Raw genomic sequence first — 14,854 nt, forward strand, 5'->3', positions numbered from 1 at the left:
ACCCAGCACGGCGCCCGCGAATTCACCCACCCCAACGACGAACTCATCTACGTAGTCACCGGCACCATCACCCTGGAAGCCCAATCCACCCCCACCACCCTCACCACCGGCGACTCCTACTACTGCCCCGCCAACACCCGTCACCGCTGGTGGGCCCACACCCCCGACACCATCACCCTCCTCCTCACCGTCGCCGAAGACGCCACCATCCGCCGCTCCCCCCACAAACTCCGCTAACCCACCCCATCCTGATTCCCCTCCGACCGTACTGCTCGGTACTCTGACCCAGACGCCCCCGTAGCCCAATTGGCAGAGGCAGCGGACTTAAAATCCGCCAAGTGTCGGTTCGAGTCCGACCGGGGGCACTACGAAGCGGTTCGCGCGGGGTGTGCATGGCCCGCTTTGCTTGCTCAATCCGTGCGACGTGAATCCGAAAAGGATGTCGGTCAGTTGCGATACGCTGCGCCAGTCCCCTTGACACACGGGGGCTTTCGATAACTGGGGAGATGTCAAGTATGAGAATGTCGGTCTTTGCGCGTTCGACTATCGGTATCGCTGCGGTTGCGGCGATGGGGGTGGCCATCAGTGTTTCGGCTGCGACCGCATCAGCGGATATGAGCATCACGTCGTCGACGGCTTACTGTGTCGGCTCGACCTACACCGTGACTCTGCCTGCTGCCGATGCCACGGTGCTGATCGGTAATGTGCCCTCGGATACCGAGTTCGCGTTCCGCACGTCGCCGGCTGGGGGGTCGACGTTCACCACGTTCACCACGGTGCCGTATGTCGCGGGCAAGGATGTTGTTGCGTCTTGGACGCCAACGGCGCCGGGTCAGGTGATGGTCAGTGCGTGGCCCAACAGCATTTACACGGGGCTGGCGAATTTCGGTGAGGATGGGCCCACGATCAACGTTGTCCAGACCGCTCCGTCCGGAGCGACCTGCGCACCGTCCACGGGCGGCACCGGTAGCGCGAGCTCCATCCCGGTGATCGGCGGTCTGCTGAGCAGCCTTTCGGCTCAGAAGTAGCATCACCCTGTGGAAAGCCTTGGCGTGCCGGGGCTTTCGCGGTTGGGACGGATTCTCGCCGTCGAGCTTCGGGTGGGGGGTCCATCCGATAATGAGGAATAGCATCGCGGCGATCACGGCTGTTTGCGTGATCAGTCGACCCATCGCGTCGTCCCATACCGTGCCGGGAGGATCGGTTGTGATGGGTGTTCCGGGGCTGAATCTCTCTCTCCTGCAACTGAAACGCCAGCGCAATCGGTGCCACATCACTCTGAAAACGATGTCGGTCACTCGCGCTAGCCTATGCCAGTCCCCTTGACGCACGGGGATTTTCGACAATTGACAAAGGAAGTATGAATATGTCGGTCTTTGCTCGTTCGACAGTCGGTATCGCTGCGGCTGCGGCGATGGGGGTGGCCACCATCGTGTCGGCTACGACCGCATCAGCGCAGTTGGCAATTACGGCGTCGTCGGCCTACTGCGCGGACACCACCTACACGGTTACCTTTCCTGCGGCAGATGCCGCCGCGATGGCGGCCGCGTCCGGACAGAATGATTTGGTCATGGGGGCCACCGGCCCGGGTCCCATCTACTGGTGGTCCCCGACGGTGACATATGTTCCAGGCCAAGATGTTACGTTCCAGTGGACGCCGTCGAAATCCGTCTACGCGGGACAGTCGGCGGTGGGGGCGTGGAGTCTGCATGTCGAGGAAGCCCACGTTGTCACGACTCCTTCGGCACCGTTGGCCGTCAATGTCGTGCAAACGGCTCCCGCCGGGTCGAGCTGCACCCCGTCTGCTGGCGGCACGGGTAGCGCGAATTCCATTCCGGTGATCGGCGGCCTCCTGAGCACCCTTTCGGCTCAGAAGTAGCACCACACTGTCGAAAGCCCTGGCGTGCTGGGGCTTTCGCAGTGCACGAGAGGGCTCTGGTGGTGGTGACACGCCGAGAGGGCCCACCGTCAGGGCCTTCTCGGCGATTTCAATTCATGCGGTGTGCAGGGCGGCGGTGACCTTGCGGGTCATTTCGGTGACGACCGGGCCGGGGTGGCCGTTGCGGCCTGTCGCGGCGGCGGCTTCGAGGGCGACGAGGACTGTGGTGCGGAAGTTGTCGGCCTCGGTGGGGGATTGCTGGTCGAGGAGGGTTGCGGCGGCGGTGAGGGCGGGGAGGACCTGGTCGGCGAGGTCGGCGATGGTTTTGCCGCTGAGGTGGATGTCCTTGGACTTGGCGTTGAGTACGTGTCCGATCTGGCCGGTGGCCGCGGTCAGGGCGAGGGAGCCTGCGATGGCGGCCTTGTGGGGCTTGTCGGAGGCGGCGCTGATGAGGGAGACGGCGCCGTAGGCGGCGGAGCGGACGGTGGCCTCGTTCTGGGCGGTGAGGGCGAGGGTGGCGGACATGGTGTGCTCCTTCGAAAGCTGTTGTGGCAGTGGCCCGGTGCCGGTTACTGGTCCGGGTTTGTTTTGTTCGATGTGAGTACTTTGTCCGGTGCTGCTGACAGCCTGCTGACGCCGGCCTGACAGGGTCGCTGACACAGCCTTCGACCCGGGTGCCTCGCGATAGTGAATGGGGCGGTACTGGAAAATGGGGCGGTGACCACCGAGAGCGATCGCCCCGTGCCGCCGCCCGCCAGCGCGTCCATCATCGTGCTGACCTTGGCGCACCGTGTCGAGGCGGAACTCGGTGCGGCGCTGGCGCCGCTGGATCTCACCGTTGCCCGGCTCGCGCTGCTCGGTCATATTGCGAGCGTGCCGGGCGCCTCGTTCAGTGATCTGGCACGGATGGGTGCGATCAGTGTGCAGAGCGTGCATACCGCGGTGAAGGCGATGGTTGCCGGCGGCCTGGTGCGAGACCGCACGGCGCGTGCGGGCTCGGCGTCGACGATCGAACTCACTGCCAAGGGCAGGCGGCTATTACGGTCTGCGGAACAAGCGGTCGCAGCGGTGGACGAGCAGCTGTTCGGGTCGGAGGCGGATCTGTTCCGGCGAGAGGTCGGCACCGCCATCGCCGCCGCATTCGCGCGTCGAAACGCGTCCTGATTACCGGTTTTCGCGCATTCCGTGAGCTTTCGCACAACCTTCAACCTGACTGAAGCTCATCGCTATGCTTCAGGTCGACTGAAGGATGGGAAGGGAAGTCATGGAAAAGGCCCTGCTGTCGATACACGTGCTGGCCGCGATCGTCCTGGTGGGCGGATCGGCGGTCGCCGCGAGTCTGTTTCCGCGCTATGCGCCGGTCGCAGGGCCTCCTGCGGAGGAGCGAAATCTTGCGGTGGCCAAGGCATTTCATCGAATCACCGGAAGCTACGCACTACTGTCCCTCGTAGTGCCTGTCGTAGGCATCATCCTGGCCGAGGTCCAGGGCCGGATGGGCGAAATCTGGATCACCCTCGCCATGGCACTCACCTTCCTCGCCGGCGGTCTCCTGGCGGCCTTCATCCATCCCCTCCAGCGTGAGGCCCTCGACAAGCCGGACGCAGGTGAGCGCCTGCGCAAACTCTCCATGCTGGCCGGGATTTACAACCTGCTCTGGGCAGCGGTCGTCGTCCTCATGATCGTGCGGCCGGGCGCGCACTGAGAGGTTGAAGCTGGCTTCATTCCCGATGAGACGGATGATCTCCCACCGGGTGTGCCCGTATTGACGGGCAACCCGTGGGAATATCAGCGTCGATCTGACGCTCGTTCGAGAATGATCGGGGCCCAACAGCTACCGGCTGAGCAGGCCCTTGGCGATGTGGGTGACCTGGATTTCATTGCTGCCGGCGTAGATCATCAGAGACTTGGCGTCGCGGGCGAGCTGTTCCACCTTGTACTCGGCCATATAGCCGTTGCCGCCGAACAGCTGGACGGCTTCCATGGCGACCTCGGTGGCGGCGCGCGAGGAGTACAGCTTCATCGCCGATGCCTCCGCGAGAGAAACCTTCTCACCAGCAGCCGTGCGCTCGATGGCGTTGAACACCATGTTCTGCACATTGATTCGAGCGATCTCCATCTCGGCCAGCTTGAGCTGAATGAGCTGGAACTGCCCGATCTCCTTACCCCACAGCTTGCGCGACTTCGCGTAATCCACACTGAGCCGGTGACATTCGTTGATGATGCCCAGCGCGAGTGATGCGATGCCGATGCGCTCGGCCGCGAAAGACTCTTTGGCACTGTCCTTTCCGTCGCCCTTGGCCGGGCTCTCGGTCTCACCGAGCAGACGGTCGGGGGTGATGCGCACATTGTCGAAGAACAGCTCACCGGTGGGGGAGGAGTTCATGCCCATCTTCTTGAACGCGGCGCTCTGCACGAATCCCGGCATGCCCTTGTCCAGGACGAAGGTCAGCACCTTGCGGTCGCGGCGATCGGTGCCGTCCTCCTCGTCCAGCTTGGCGTAGACGACGGTGACATCCGCGTACGGGCCATTGGTGATGAAGGTCTTGCGCCCGTTGAGGATGTAGTCCGCGCCGTCGCGCCGGACATAGGACTTCATGCCGCCGAAAGCGTCCGAGCCCGAATCGGGTTCGGTGATCGCCCAGGCGCCGACCTTCTCCATGGTGACCAGTTCGGGCAGCCAGCGCTTCTTCTGCGCGAGGGTGCCACGGGTGCGGATGGTGCCGACGGTCAGCCCGAGGCTCACGCCCATCGACGCCACCAGGCCCAGGCTGATGCCGGCGAGCTCGCTGTTGAGGATGACCCCCATGCTGCCCGCCCCGCTGAATCCGCCGCCCGACTTGCCCGTGGTGCCCGCTTCCTCCCGGGCCAGGGTTTTCTCCAGCCCTTCGCGCGCCATCTCGTCCAGCCCGAAGGTCGCGTACATCTTGCGGATGATGTCGAAGGGCGGCAGCGCGCCGCTCTCCAGCTGGTCGACGTGAGGCTTGAGCTCCTTGTCGATGAACCCGCGCAGTGCGTCGCGGAACATCAGGTCTTCGTCGGACCACTGGTACATGTCGTGAGCTCCCAAGGGATCGCCGGAACGGTCCCCCGAATATAGAACACGTTCTAATTGTTTCGGCCCGGCGGCTGGGGGTCAGTGCTGGAGTTCGGGAATCGGCTGTTCCTCGAGCACGACGATTTCACACTGCTCGGCCCAGTGCAGGTGATGGTGGCCCGGCGGCGTCTGCTGGACGCGCTGTTCGTCAAGGACGGCCAGACGCTGACCGAGCTGGAATCCGGGCTGGAGATGACCCGCTTCGGCATCAGCAAACATCTCCGGCTGCTCGAGGAGGCGGGGCTGGTGACGGCTGTCCGCAGCGGGCGGAAGAAGTTGCACTATCTCAATCCCGTGCCGATCCGGCTGATTCACGATCGCTGGATCGGCAAATTCACCGAACAGCAGATCTCCGCACTGACCGATCTGAAAAGGGACCTGGAATCGTGAGCTTCGACGAAGTCCTCGCGCGGGCGCGCCCGGAGACGACGCAGATCCATCGCGTGATCATTGCCGCACCGGCCGCGCGGATCTGGCAGGCCGTCGCCGATCCGGACTGGACCGTGCGCTACGGATTCGGCGGCCCGCTCATCTCGATCATCATCTCCGGCGATCTGGAATCGGAAGGGTTCGGCGGCGGCTACCCGTTTATGCTCAGCGACTTGAAATCCCTGCTGGAGACGGGTCATTCATTGCCCGTCAGTCGACCCACGCGCAAGAGCTGACCGAAGGAATACGGGATGACCTACACAAGTTTTGTCGACGTGCTGCTCATCGCGACTCGGGGCGAGGAGATCCTGCTCGCGCGCCGTGCGAATACCGGGTACTCGGACGGTCTGTGGAATCTGCCGTCCGGAAAGCTCGAATCCGATGAGGACCTGGAAGCGGCGATGATTCGCGAGGCGCACGAGGAAGTCGGGATACAGCTGAGCCGCAAGGATATTCGCATGGTGGCCGCGCTGCATCTGCGGGCGCCCGAGGGACAGGGCCGGGTCGGGTTCTTCTTCCACGCCGACAAGTGGATCGGCGAACCGTTCAATGCCGAGCCGCACAAATGTTCCGACCTGCGGTGGTTTCATCGTGAGGAGATTCCGGCGGACACGGTGCCCTACACCAGGGCGGGGTTGGAACTGTTCTGGCGCGATGAGCATTTCGGCTTGTCAGGGTGGCCGGCACCTGCGGATTTCGTTTCGTGAGCAATGACTCATGCGTCGCATCCGCCCGAAACGGAGGTGTCCGGCTAGCCTGGCAACATGTTGGCAACCCTTTCGGGCGAAGCGAAGGCGATCCAGGGCGAAGCGCAGATCGTTGCTCTGTGCAATCAGAAGGGTGGGGTCGGTAAAACGACGTCGACCATCAATCTGGGTGCCGCACTTGCCGAGCAGGGACGGCGTGTCCTGCTGGTCGACCTCGATCCGCAGGGTGCGTTGTCCGCGGGACTGGGCGTGTCCGTCAACGATCTGGAGCTGACCGTCTACGACCTACTAGGCAGATCAGGACCGTCGGTCGACGAGGTGCTCATGGAGACCGGCGTCGCCGATGTGCATCTGCTGCCGAGCAATATCGACCTGTCCGCGGCGGAGATCCAGCTGGTCAACGAGGTCGGCCGGGAGCAGTCGCTGCGCCGGGTGCTTGAGCCGATTCGCCATCGCTACGACTACATCCTCATCGACTGCCAGCCGTCGCTGAGCCTGCTCACCGTCAATGCGCTCGCCTGCGCGGACGGCGTCATCATCCCGATGGAGCCCGAATACTTCGCCCTGCGCGGCCTCGCGCTGCTGACCGACACCATGGACAAGGTCCGCGACCGCCTCAACCCGCGCCTGAGCCTCTTCGGCATCCTGGTCACCATGTTCGACCGCCGCCTGCTGCATTCGCGCCAGGTGCTGACCCGAGTGGTCGAAGTCTTCGGCGACCAGGTCTACGGCACCCGCATCTCCCGAACAGTCCGCTTCCCCGACGCCAGCATCGCCGGTGAACCGGTCACCACCTGGGCCCCCAAATCCGGTGGCGCAGAACAGTACCGGGCCCTGGCCCGCGAGGTCATCGCCCGCGCCGCCCGCTGAGCGCACGGTTCGGCCGGAGCGAGACCGGGTGGAAATATCGGTCATGACACTGCGGTCGGGTGGAAGAATCCGCGGTTTCGCCGCCGCGTGATTCCGCTCCCGAGGGTGTTGCCCGAGGCTGACCGGCGCTCTACCGCTGAACGGTTGCGCCGCAGTACATTCCGGTGACCCGGGATTACCGCTCGGCGCGGAAGGATGCGTCCAGGGCGTCGATCAGGCGGGTGAATGTCTCGTCCATCGGGTCGGGGAGGCCGAAGGCTCCCGCGCCTTCCAGGGATGCCAAGCCGTGGCAGGCGATGCGCCAGATGCGAATGGCGTGGATCAGATCCGCGCCATCCAGCCGGTAGCCCTTGAGGGCGGCGCTGATGACGCCGACCGCCTGCACCGCCACTTCCTCGTGCTCCCGATCATCGGCGGCGGGCGCCTGGACGCTCGCGGTATAGCGGCCGGGGTAAGCCCTGGCGTACTCGCGGTATGCCGCCGAAAGCGCCTGCAGCGCTTCCTTTCCCGCTACGCCGGAGGTGGCCGCCGCGAGCTTCGCGGTCAGCTCCCGCGTGGCTTGGACGGAGATATCCCGTTTCACGGCATCGAGTCCGTCGACATGCTTGTACAACCCGGGAAGTGAGACGCCACAGCGCTTCGCGACCGTCGCCAGCGTGAGCCTGTCCAGGCCCACCTCATCGGCGACGGTCGCGGCCTCGGTGACAATCCTTTGCGGAGTCAGGCCGACACGGGGCATCTATTCGGCCGATCGGCCGAGGGCGATGCCGGTACCGGTGACGAACACGATGAGCAATGGCAGGGACACGTAGGCCAGGGTAGCCAAACCGGAGCTGAGCAACAGATACGCGAAGCCCGATCCCGCGATGGCGACCGCCATGGCGATCCCCGTGTAGCGCAGCCAGCGCGGCAGCATCCCGGTCATGGCACCGGCCACACCCATCACCGCCAGCACGAACATCTTGACTCCGTCGAGCCGGTTCAGCGAGTGGAACAGCAGGTGCGCGGTATCGGGGGTGGTCGTGCGGGCCAGCGCGAGTCCGATGCCGAACTCGACCAGCGAGATGGCCGCCGCCACCGCTCCCGCCGCCGCGGTAATACGGCCCGCCCGGGACCAGCCGGCCGCCCGCGCCAGCCACAGCGAGACGAGAACCAGCCCGATAGCCGGAAGTCCTTCACTGAACAGGTTGTTCACGTCCATGGCGACGGCATGCCCGGCCATCTTGGCGACCAGCGAACTCCCGGAGTCGCCGAATGCGGAGTTGGGCACCGGAACCGAGAGGGCGATAACCCAGGACACCGCGTACCCGATTCCGGCGAGGGCGGGAACCGTGCGAAGGGACCCGGCGGTGGTGCGGGTGGTGGCGATAGCGGTCATGATCTCAGCTCCTGCAGCGGGGGTTAATGGCACTAACTAGAAGTTAATGCCATTAACCGAAATGCGCAAGTGCTGCGTCCCGGTCGCCGGTAGGTTCCGGCAACCGGGCTGATCAGCGCGGTGAAGTGGAGTTACGCGGGAAGGCCGAGACCGGCGGCGAGGGTGGGCCAGGAGGCGTAGAAGGCGTCCTGCCAGTAGCCCCAGGAGTGGGTGCCGGTGGGCTGGAAGTCGAAGGTGGCGGGGATGCTCAGATCGTTCAGGCGGTTCTGCAGATTGTGGGTGCAGTAGTTGACCGCTGCTTCGATCACGCCGCCGACGATCATCTGATTGGCCAGGCCCATTTGCGTGGGGTTCAGCATGGTGGGATCACCGATGTGGTCGTGCGGGCCGGGGAGGCCGCTGCCATCGGAGATGAAAAGCCTGGTGCCACGCAGGCCTTCGGCATTGATGACCGGATCGTTGGCGGCCCAGGCCGGATCGTCGTCGTCGCCGTACATGTTCTTGACGTCGCCGCCGCCGTAGGTTTCCACGACCAGTTTGGTGAAACGCTTACCGATCGGATCGGCGATCTGGGCGCAGCCGCTGTAGCCGGCCACGGCCTGATAGAAGCCGGGCTTGGCGATCGCGAGCTGGAGTACCGCGGTGGCGGTCATCGAATTGGCCGCAATGGCGCTGGCGCCGTTGGTGTTCAGGGCCGGGTCGATCAGCGGGGGCAATTCGTCGAGCAGGAAGGTCTTCCATTTGTTGCGCCCGAGGACCGGATCGTCCTGCTTCCAGTCGGTGTAATAGGCCCACGCGCCGCCGACCGGCATCACGACATTCACATCTTTGGTGGCGAGGAAATCGCCGATATCGGTGTTGTGCCACCAGGTCGCCATATCGGTGCCGCCGCCGGCGCCGTTCAGCAGATAGAGCACCGGCCGCGGCTGCGAGGCGTCATTGGGGCGCTGGACTTTGACGGTGATGTTCTTGTCCATCGCGGTGGAGTGGACCCGCAGTGTGAGATTGCGGCCGTCGACGGTTCCGGATACCAGCTTCGAGCCGTCGGGGGCCATCGGATCCGCGAGCAGTTTCTTCGATGCGATGATCGGATCGTTGTTGTCCTCGGCGATCGCAGTGCCGGTACCCAATACGGTGGACAGTGCGGCTGCGACAACTCCCGCAATTGCCAATGCCCCGAAACGCCTAATCGACCTGATCATGGGCCGACGTTACCCAACGCCGTGGTTACTGGCCAAGTGGTGCGCCTCACTTACGCTCGACACCGTGTCAATTGAACTGACCCGCCCAACTTGGGTGGCCTCGGGGCGGTGCGGAACCGGCAGCCGCTGCTGCACAATCGAAGTCGTTCCAGCGTCGGCGTCGATGCTCTCTTGGCGCACGCTTATTGTGTTGCGGCCGTGACTATTTAGTGGCCACATATAGGTTCGTGACACGCTCACGACATGGTTGCGGGCACGAGCGGCACACAACGAGACTGTGCGGAGCTCTGTGCTGCCATCGGGCAGGCGATGGACATCAGGCTCGGTTCCGGACCCGTTGCGGGGCAGCAGCATCGAGCTGTGGCCGTTCTGGCAATGCTCCAGCGCTATAGCGCTACCGTTACTGCGGTATGGGGAATGGATCCGACACTGGCGGACGAATTGCCAGGCACCTACCGGTTGCGGGAAATCGAGGCGTTCATCGCACTCGCCAGACGCATTGTGCGCGAAGTCGATCAGATCTCCCCTTCCCGGCCGACCGCGAGCGTGCGCCGGCGCATGGCGTGGGATGACCTGGACAACTTGCTGATTCGCACCGAGGCCCTGGCCGAGCAGATCGTGGCGATCGCGCCCCGCCGCTACGACACCGTCGAGGGCTCGCGCGAAATCTCCCGGTTGCGCCTGGCGAACAACGCCGACACGCTGGTGGAGGCCGGTCTGCTGATCCGCTCGGCCGTGCGCGAGGCATTGCGCCTGCCGTCCCCGGATGCCGATGTCCTCGCGCTGGCGGCCATGGCCGATCTCGTGCTGGACCTCGCCGACGGCTTGAACGATGAGGCGTGTATGCCTGCGCGCCAACCTATTTGACACAGCACAGACGAGAGAGCAAGGGGAGAACGATGCGCGCCGTTCAGGCCGAGTCCCAGGGCAGTGAGCACAAGATGCTGGGCAACTATATGCAGCGGCAGCGGCTCGAACTCGGACTGACGCAGGCGCAGGTCGCCGCGCTGCTGTTCATGTCGAACTCGGGGTTCGAGAAGTATGAGAACGGGCAGCGGGTGCCCACGGTGGCGACGATCCGCTCCTGGTGCAATGCGCTCGCCCTGCCCCGCCACAAGCGCCGCAAGGTGTGGTCGATGGTGATGGGCGAGGACCTCGCGATTTCCGCCGGATCGCTGTCCGCGGTCACCGCGGGCGAACTGCATCTGATGAATCGGATGCCCGGGCCCGCCTTCCTGCACCGCGTTCCGGAGTACTACGTGCTGGCCGCCAATGCGCGCGCGATCGAGATGTTCCCGTGGCTGGACCCGGCGCTGGGCACACCGGACCGCCCGGTGAATGTGATCGTCCAGATGATGACCGACCCGCGGGCGCAGCAGGTGCTGCACAACTGGGAGAGCATCGTGCACCGGCTCGTGTACATCCTCAAGGAGAATTCACTGGGGCTCGTGCCCGAGGACGAGATCGCCGCGATTCGGCAAGCGTGCCGGGTGAACCCGCACTTCGATCGAATGTGGGACACCGCCATCGGGCACAGCGATTACGACGACGACACCGTGATCGTGGTGGAGCCGGAATCCGGGGAGCGGGTTACCTTTCAGATGGATTCGCTGCGCTGGGCGCACCCCTGGCGCGATATCGAAATGTTCAGCCTGACCGAACGCCACGAGGACGGTTTTCCACCGCTGCACGAGACGCTGCCGGGTATCTTCGCGTGGTGAGCCGTGCCGCCGGGGGAACAGTGTCGCGATAACAACCTGGTCGGTTGCTTCGATGGACTTCACGGTTCGGGGCGGAAGCAATTCGGGAGGAAACGCATGAGGGCATGGGTTCTGGCATTCGCGGTCGTCGCTGCGGTGGGTGGTATCGCCGGATGCAACGACGACAAGGCGACAAGCGGTGGAGCACCGGCGAGCAGCGCCACGACCAGCGCGGCAGGTAATGAGGGAGCGCCGACAACAGTCGCAGCGCCCGTCACCACCGCGCCGACTCGCGACGATGCCAATGTCGATGCCCGCGACTTCCAGCAGGGCGACAAGTACTATTTCCAGTCGCCGACCGGAAACATCATGTGCGGCATCATCGATGACAAGAACTTCGGTACGGGCTGCCAACTCGAGCACGCGAGTGTTGTTCCCTCGCAACTGTCAGACTGCGGCACTCGCCCCAACCGCGCCGTGGCCGCCGAGGTCATGGGCGGCGCAGCGAAATTCCTCTGCCTGAACCAGGGCGTTTTCGTCGGCAGCCCCACCGACGGCACCGACAAGGGCGGCGGCAAGGTCCTGCAGTACGGCCAAACCCTCATCGTCCGAGGCACCGCCTGTACTTCTACCCAGGCCGGCATTCGCTGCGACGCAGGCGGCCACGGCTTCCTGATCGCAGCCGATCAGCAGCAGCTCTTCTGACACATCCCTGAATCACCGGACCGCACAGGGCATGCCGCCACACCATGCCGGTGTGGCGGGTGTACTCCCGCTGATCAGTCGTCGATCCCTTGCCGGGATGCCGACGGTCGACCGGTGACCCGACGTCATCGCAGCCGTGTTGCTGTCCGGCCGGTGTGCGTCGGTGCTGCCCAGACCAGCTGGGCCGACAGGATGTGCTCGCCTGGTCAGCGAGCGGCGCAGTGCACCGTTTGGTGTGGTGCTGCGGTGGTCTTGGGCGCTGCCGGTGCGGGATCGCTGCCCTGATGTCGGGGCGAATCGCGTGCGGGCGGCAGACTGGTTGGCAATGAAGCTGCCTGAACTTCCTGATCTTCCTGTCCGCGCCGCGCTCGATGAGATTGTCGGGACCTTGACCGCGCGGGGTACGGCTGTGCTGGTCGCGCCGCCGGGGACCGGTAAGACGACGCTGGTTCCGCTGGCTCTGGCCGCGGGTACCAGTGGGCGGATTGTGGTGGCCGAGCCGCGGCGATTGGCGGCGCGGGCGGCGGCGGGGCGGATGGCGGCGCTGCTGGGGGAGCAGGTCGGGCAGACGGTCGGGTATTCGGTGCGCGGCGATCGGCGGGTGAGCGGGCGGACGCGGGTCGAGGTGGTGACCTCCGGTCTGCTGGTGCGGCGTCTGCAGGGCGATCCCGAACTGGCCGGGGTGGATGTGGTGGTGCTCGACGAGTGCCATGAACGGCATTTGGACGCCGACCTGCTGCTGGCGCTGCTGCTCGACGCGCGCAGCGGTCTGCGCCCGGATCTGCGAGTGCTCGCCACCTCGGCAACGGTTGCCGCGGATCGGCTTTCGATACTGCTCGGCGGTGCGCAGCCCGCTCCGGTGCTCGAGGTGCACGGGCGTGCGTATCCGGTGGAACTGTCGTATGTTCCGCCACTGCCGAAGGAGCGGATCGAGGCGCAAGTCGCGCGGGCGACACGCAGCGCGCTCGCCGAGATCGACGGGGATGTCCTGGTTTTCCTGCCGGGTGCGGCCGAGATCCGGCGGACGGCCGAGCGATTGTCCGGTCTGGGGCAGGTGGATGTGGTCCCACTGCACGGCAGACTGCCGGCGGCCGCCCAGGATGTGGCCTTGCGTCCGGGAACACGGCGACGGATCGTATTGTCCACGGCCGTAGCGGAATCCAGCCTGACGGTGCCGGGTGTGCGAGCGGTTGTGGATTCCGGGCTGTCCCGGATACCGCGCGTGGATCATCGGCGCGGCCTGTCCGGCCTTGCGACAGTGCGTGTTTCGGCCGCGGTGGCCGATCAGCGCGCCGGGCGAGCGGGGCGCGAGGCCCCGGGGCACGTGTGGCGCTGCTGGCCGGAGTACGAGCACGCCACCCTGCCCGCCTATCCGGAGCCGGAGATTCGGGCCGCCGATCTGACGCGGCTGGCCCTGGAGCTGGCGTGCTGGGGCACCCCGGACGGTTCGGGTCTCGGCTGGTGGGATCCGCCGCCGGCCGGTGGGCTGGCGGCAGGGCGAGAAGTATTGCGGGCCTTGGGCGCCGTGGACGGCGACGGTGGCGTGACCGATCGCGGACGGCGGATGGCCGCGCTGGGATTGCACCCGCGGCTGGCACGAGCACTGCTCGACGGCGCCGCGGAGGTCGGTGCGCGATCGGCCGCGGAGGTGGTCGCACTGCTCGACGATGACACCGTGGTGTCGAAGGTCGATCTGGTGGCCGGAATTCGCGCACTGCGGGCCGAGCGACCCGCGCGCTGGCTGCGGGAGGTCGAGCGGCTCACCCGGCTGGTGACGGAAGCGGAGGGTGCGCCGGGCCGGGATCGTGGCCGGGCCCGCGCGGCCGAGTCGGTGGATGATCCGGCTCTGGTTGCGGCACTGGCCTATCCGGAGCGCTTGGCCCGGCGGCGCGGGGCCGGGTCGGCGAGCTATCTGATGGCGGGTGGGACCGCGGTGAAGCTGCCGCCGGGTTCCGGTGTCGCCGAATCGGATTGGCTGGCCGTGGCGGGAGCATCCCGTGATCCCGGGCAGTCCGAGGGGCGCATTCGATTGGCGGCCACCGCCGATGAGCAACTCGCTCGCCGGGCTGCTCCGAGCCTGGTCGCGACGGTTGATGAGGTGGACTGGATCGACGGTGATGTTGTCGCTCGCCGGATCGAGCGGCTCGGGGCGATCATCTTGTCCGAGAAGCCTTTACGCAATCCCGATCGCGCCCTGGTGGGGCAGGCGCTGCGCCGTGGACTCGAATCGGCCGGACTCGAGCTGCTGCGCTGGAACGACGATGCCATCACCCTGCGTCAGCGCCTGGACTTCCTGCATCGCACGCTCGGCGCACCGTGGCCCGCCGTCGATGACGCGACCTTGCTCGCCGATCTCGAAAGCTGGCTCGGCCCAGAGCTTTCCACCGCCCAGCGCCGTTCCGGCCTGGAGTGCGTCAATGCCGGGCAGGCGCTGCGCCGACTGCTGCCGTGGCCCGAGGCCGCGCGATTCGACGAGCTGGCTCCGGAGCGCCTGGAGGTGCCCTCCGGCAGCAATGTCCGCCTCGACTACTCCGCCGACCCGCCGGTGCTCGCGGTGAAAGTGCAGGAGATCTTCGGCTGGACCGACCTGCCGCGCCTGGCCGACGGCCGTGCATCCATTCTCCTGCACCTGCTTTCGCCCGCCCGCCGCCCGATCGCGGTCACCGCCGACCTGGCCTCCTTCTGGCGCACCGGATGGCCCCAGGTCCGCGCCGAACTTCGCGGCCGCTACCCCAAACACGCCTGGCCGGAGGACCCCACCACCCTCTCCGCCCACCGCGGCACCGCCCGCAATGCGACTCGCAAATAGGTGCGGGCCCGAAACGTCCCGTCAGCGCCGCCTGCGTGGATCCCGGCCAAAAGCATGCCGGGATGACGGGGAATCCCGCCG

Annotated in this window: 17 protein-coding genes, 1 tRNA gene and 1 pseudogene; 14 read left to right on the plus strand and 5 right to left on the minus strand. The window is 65.8% G+C overall.

Features of this window, described 5'->3' with window-relative positions; all coding sequences use genetic code 11:
• Positions 1-6: 6 nt before the first annotated feature.
• The 4 genes and pseudogenes from OG716_RS36170 to OG716_RS36185 form a co-directional block, all read left to right on the plus strand.
• A pseudogene (locus OG716_RS36170) lies at positions 7-237 on the plus strand (cupin domain-containing protein); the annotation flags it as partial.
• A 54-nt stretch (positions 238-291) separates the two neighbouring features.
• Positions 292-365: transfer RNA gene (locus tag OG716_RS36175), tRNA-Leu, on the plus strand.
• A 204-nt stretch (positions 366-569) separates the two neighbouring features.
• Positions 570-1,028 carry a hypothetical protein gene (locus tag OG716_RS36180; RefSeq protein WP_405134776.1) on the plus strand — a complete coding sequence of 153 codons (459 nt, stop codon included), beginning with the start codon at positions 570-572 and terminating at the stop codon, positions 1,026-1,028.
• Positions 1,029-1,360: 332 nt separating this feature from the next.
• Positions 1,361-1,879 carry a hypothetical protein gene (locus tag OG716_RS36185; protein ID WP_405134777.1) on the plus strand — a complete coding sequence of 173 codons (519 nt, stop codon included), beginning with the start codon at positions 1,361-1,363 and terminating at the stop codon, positions 1,877-1,879.
• Between the two features lie 114 nt (positions 1,880-1,993).
• On the opposite strand, the gene OG716_RS36190 is transcribed toward OG716_RS36185, so the two are convergent.
• On the minus strand, positions 1,994-2,404 hold the full coding sequence (locus OG716_RS36190) for a hypothetical protein (protein ID WP_405134778.1): 411 nt from the start codon (positions 2,402-2,404) through the stop codon (positions 1,994-1,996).
• A gap of 192 nt (positions 2,405-2,596) precedes the next feature.
• Here OG716_RS36190 and OG716_RS36195 point away from each other — a divergent pair, with 192 nt between their 5' ends.
• Together OG716_RS36195 and OG716_RS36200 are read left to right on the plus strand one after the other, a co-directional pair.
• A complete protein-coding gene (locus OG716_RS36195) occupies positions 2,597-3,043 on the plus strand; it encodes a MarR family winged helix-turn-helix transcriptional regulator (protein WP_405134779.1) in 447 nt (148 codons plus the stop codon).
• Positions 3,044-3,143: 100 nt separating this feature from the next.
• On the plus strand, positions 3,144-3,581 hold the full coding sequence (locus OG716_RS36200; protein ID WP_355119419.1) for a hypothetical protein: 438 nt from the start codon (positions 3,144-3,146) through the stop codon (positions 3,579-3,581).
• Positions 3,582-3,710: 129 nt separating this feature from the next.
• On the opposite strand, the gene OG716_RS36205 is transcribed toward OG716_RS36200, so the two are convergent.
• Entirely contained in the window at positions 3,711-4,931 is a 1,221-nt protein-coding gene (locus tag OG716_RS36205) for an acyl-CoA dehydrogenase family protein (protein ID WP_327142092.1), read from the minus strand.
• An 84-nt stretch (positions 4,932-5,015) separates the two neighbouring features.
• Between OG716_RS36205 and OG716_RS36210 the strand changes: the two genes are divergently transcribed.
• The 4 genes from OG716_RS36210 to OG716_RS36225 are packed head-to-tail and all read left to right on the plus strand — an operon-like array spanning position 5,016 to position 6,979.
• Positions 5,016-5,363 (plus strand): ArsR/SmtB family transcription factor, encoded by a 348-nt coding sequence (locus OG716_RS36210; RefSeq protein WP_405134780.1) that lies wholly within the window; start codon positions 5,016-5,018, stop codon positions 5,361-5,363.
• Positions 5,360-5,638: a hypothetical protein gene (locus tag OG716_RS36215; RefSeq protein ID WP_405134781.1), complete on the plus strand. Its 279-nt coding sequence runs from the start codon at positions 5,360-5,362 to the stop codon at positions 5,636-5,638. Before OG716_RS36210 ends, OG716_RS36215 begins: the two co-directional genes overlap by 4 nt.
• A 15-nt stretch (positions 5,639-5,653) precedes the next feature.
• Positions 5,654-6,109, plus strand: a complete 456-nt coding sequence (locus tag OG716_RS36220; protein ID WP_405134782.1) for an NUDIX domain-containing protein — start codon at positions 5,654-5,656, stop codon at positions 6,107-6,109.
• Between the two features lie 57 nt (positions 6,110-6,166).
• Positions 6,167-6,979 (plus strand): ParA family protein, encoded by an 813-nt coding sequence (locus tag OG716_RS36225; RefSeq protein WP_405134783.1) that lies wholly within the window; start codon positions 6,167-6,169, stop codon positions 6,977-6,979.
• 175 nt (positions 6,980-7,154) lie between these two features.
• Here OG716_RS36225 and OG716_RS36230 read toward each other — a convergent pair whose 3' ends face one another.
• The 3 genes from OG716_RS36230 to OG716_RS36240 form a co-directional block, all read right to left on the minus strand.
• Positions 7,155-7,718: a TetR/AcrR family transcriptional regulator gene (locus tag OG716_RS36230; RefSeq protein ID WP_405134784.1), complete on the minus strand. Its 564-nt coding sequence runs from the start codon at positions 7,716-7,718 to the stop codon at positions 7,155-7,157.
• Complete coding sequence (locus OG716_RS36235; protein ID WP_405134785.1) at positions 7,719-8,357, minus strand: hypothetical protein; 639 nt, start codon at positions 8,355-8,357, stop codon at positions 7,719-7,721. It lies immediately after the preceding gene.
• 131 nt (positions 8,358-8,488) lie between these two features.
• Positions 8,489-9,559, minus strand: coding sequence for an alpha/beta hydrolase (locus tag OG716_RS36240; protein WP_405134786.1), 1,071 nt, complete (start codon positions 9,557-9,559; stop codon positions 8,489-8,491).
• Between the two features lie 417 nt (positions 9,560-9,976).
• Here OG716_RS36240 and OG716_RS36245 point away from each other — a divergent pair, with 417 nt between their 5' ends.
• The 4 genes from OG716_RS36245 to hrpB all read left to right on the plus strand — a co-directional run bounded on the left by OG716_RS36245 (position 9,977) and on the right by hrpB (position 14,773).
• The gene (locus tag OG716_RS36245) at positions 9,977-10,426 is read left to right on the plus strand and encodes a hypothetical protein (protein WP_405134787.1); all 450 of its coding nucleotides are present in this window, start codon (positions 9,977-9,979) and stop codon (positions 10,424-10,426) included.
• A 32-nt stretch (positions 10,427-10,458) separates the two neighbouring features.
• Entirely contained in the window at positions 10,459-11,280 is an 822-nt protein-coding gene (locus tag OG716_RS36250; protein WP_405134788.1) for a helix-turn-helix domain-containing protein, read from the plus strand.
• A 96-nt stretch (positions 11,281-11,376) separates the two neighbouring features.
• Positions 11,377-11,964 carry a DUF6636 domain-containing protein gene (locus tag OG716_RS36255; RefSeq protein WP_405134789.1) on the plus strand — a complete coding sequence of 196 codons (588 nt, stop codon included), beginning with the start codon at positions 11,377-11,379 and terminating at the stop codon, positions 11,962-11,964.
• A 325-nt stretch (positions 11,965-12,289) separates the two neighbouring features.
• Positions 12,290-14,773 carry an ATP-dependent helicase HrpB gene (gene hrpB / locus OG716_RS36260; RefSeq protein ID WP_405134790.1) on the plus strand — a complete coding sequence of 828 codons (2,484 nt, stop codon included), beginning with the start codon at positions 12,290-12,292 and terminating at the stop codon, positions 14,771-14,773.
• The last annotated feature ends 81 nt before the right edge of the window (positions 14,774-14,854 follow it).

This window comes from Nocardia sp. NBC_01388 (assembly GCF_045040085.1).
GTDB lineage: Bacteria > Actinomycetota > Actinomycetes > Mycobacteriales > Mycobacteriaceae > Nocardia.

Coding starts and splice junctions, on each gene's coding strand:
- OG716_RS36180 (WP_405134776.1), top strand. CDS start 570: ATGGGGGTGGCCATCAGTGTTTCGGCTGCGACCGCATCAGCGGATATG.
- OG716_RS36185 (WP_405134777.1), top strand. CDS start 1,361: ATGAATATGTCGGTCTTTGCTCGTTCGACAGTCGGTATCGCTGCGGCT.
- OG716_RS36190 (WP_405134778.1), bottom strand. CDS start 2,404: ATGTCCGCCACCCTCGCCCTCACCGCCCAGAACGAGGCCACCGTCCGC.
- OG716_RS36200 (WP_355119419.1), top strand. CDS start 3,144: ATGGAAAAGGCCCTGCTGTCGATACACGTGCTGGCCGCGATCGTCCTG.
- OG716_RS36205 (WP_327142092.1), bottom strand. CDS start 4,931: ATGTACCAGTGGTCCGACGAAGACCTGATGTTCCGCGACGCACTGCGC.
- OG716_RS36220 (WP_405134782.1), top strand. CDS start 5,654: ATGACCTACACAAGTTTTGTCGACGTGCTGCTCATCGCGACTCGGGGC.
- OG716_RS36225 (WP_405134783.1), top strand. CDS start 6,167: ATGTTGGCAACCCTTTCGGGCGAAGCGAAGGCGATCCAGGGCGAAGCG.
- OG716_RS36230 (WP_405134784.1), bottom strand. CDS start 7,718: ATGCCCCGTGTCGGCCTGACTCCGCAAAGGATTGTCACCGAGGCCGCG.
- OG716_RS36235 (WP_405134785.1), bottom strand. CDS start 8,357: ATGACCGCTATCGCCACCACCCGCACCACCGCCGGGTCCCTTCGCACG.
- OG716_RS36240 (WP_405134786.1), bottom strand. CDS start 9,559: ATGATCAGGTCGATTAGGCGTTTCGGGGCATTGGCAATTGCGGGAGTT.
- OG716_RS36245 (WP_405134787.1), top strand. CDS start 9,977: ATGGATCCGACACTGGCGGACGAATTGCCAGGCACCTACCGGTTGCGG.
- OG716_RS36250 (WP_405134788.1), top strand. CDS start 10,459: ATGCGCGCCGTTCAGGCCGAGTCCCAGGGCAGTGAGCACAAGATGCTG.
- OG716_RS36255 (WP_405134789.1), top strand. CDS start 11,377: ATGAGGGCATGGGTTCTGGCATTCGCGGTCGTCGCTGCGGTGGGTGGT.
- hrpB (WP_405134790.1), top strand. CDS start 12,290: ATGAAGCTGCCTGAACTTCCTGATCTTCCTGTCCGCGCCGCGCTCGAT.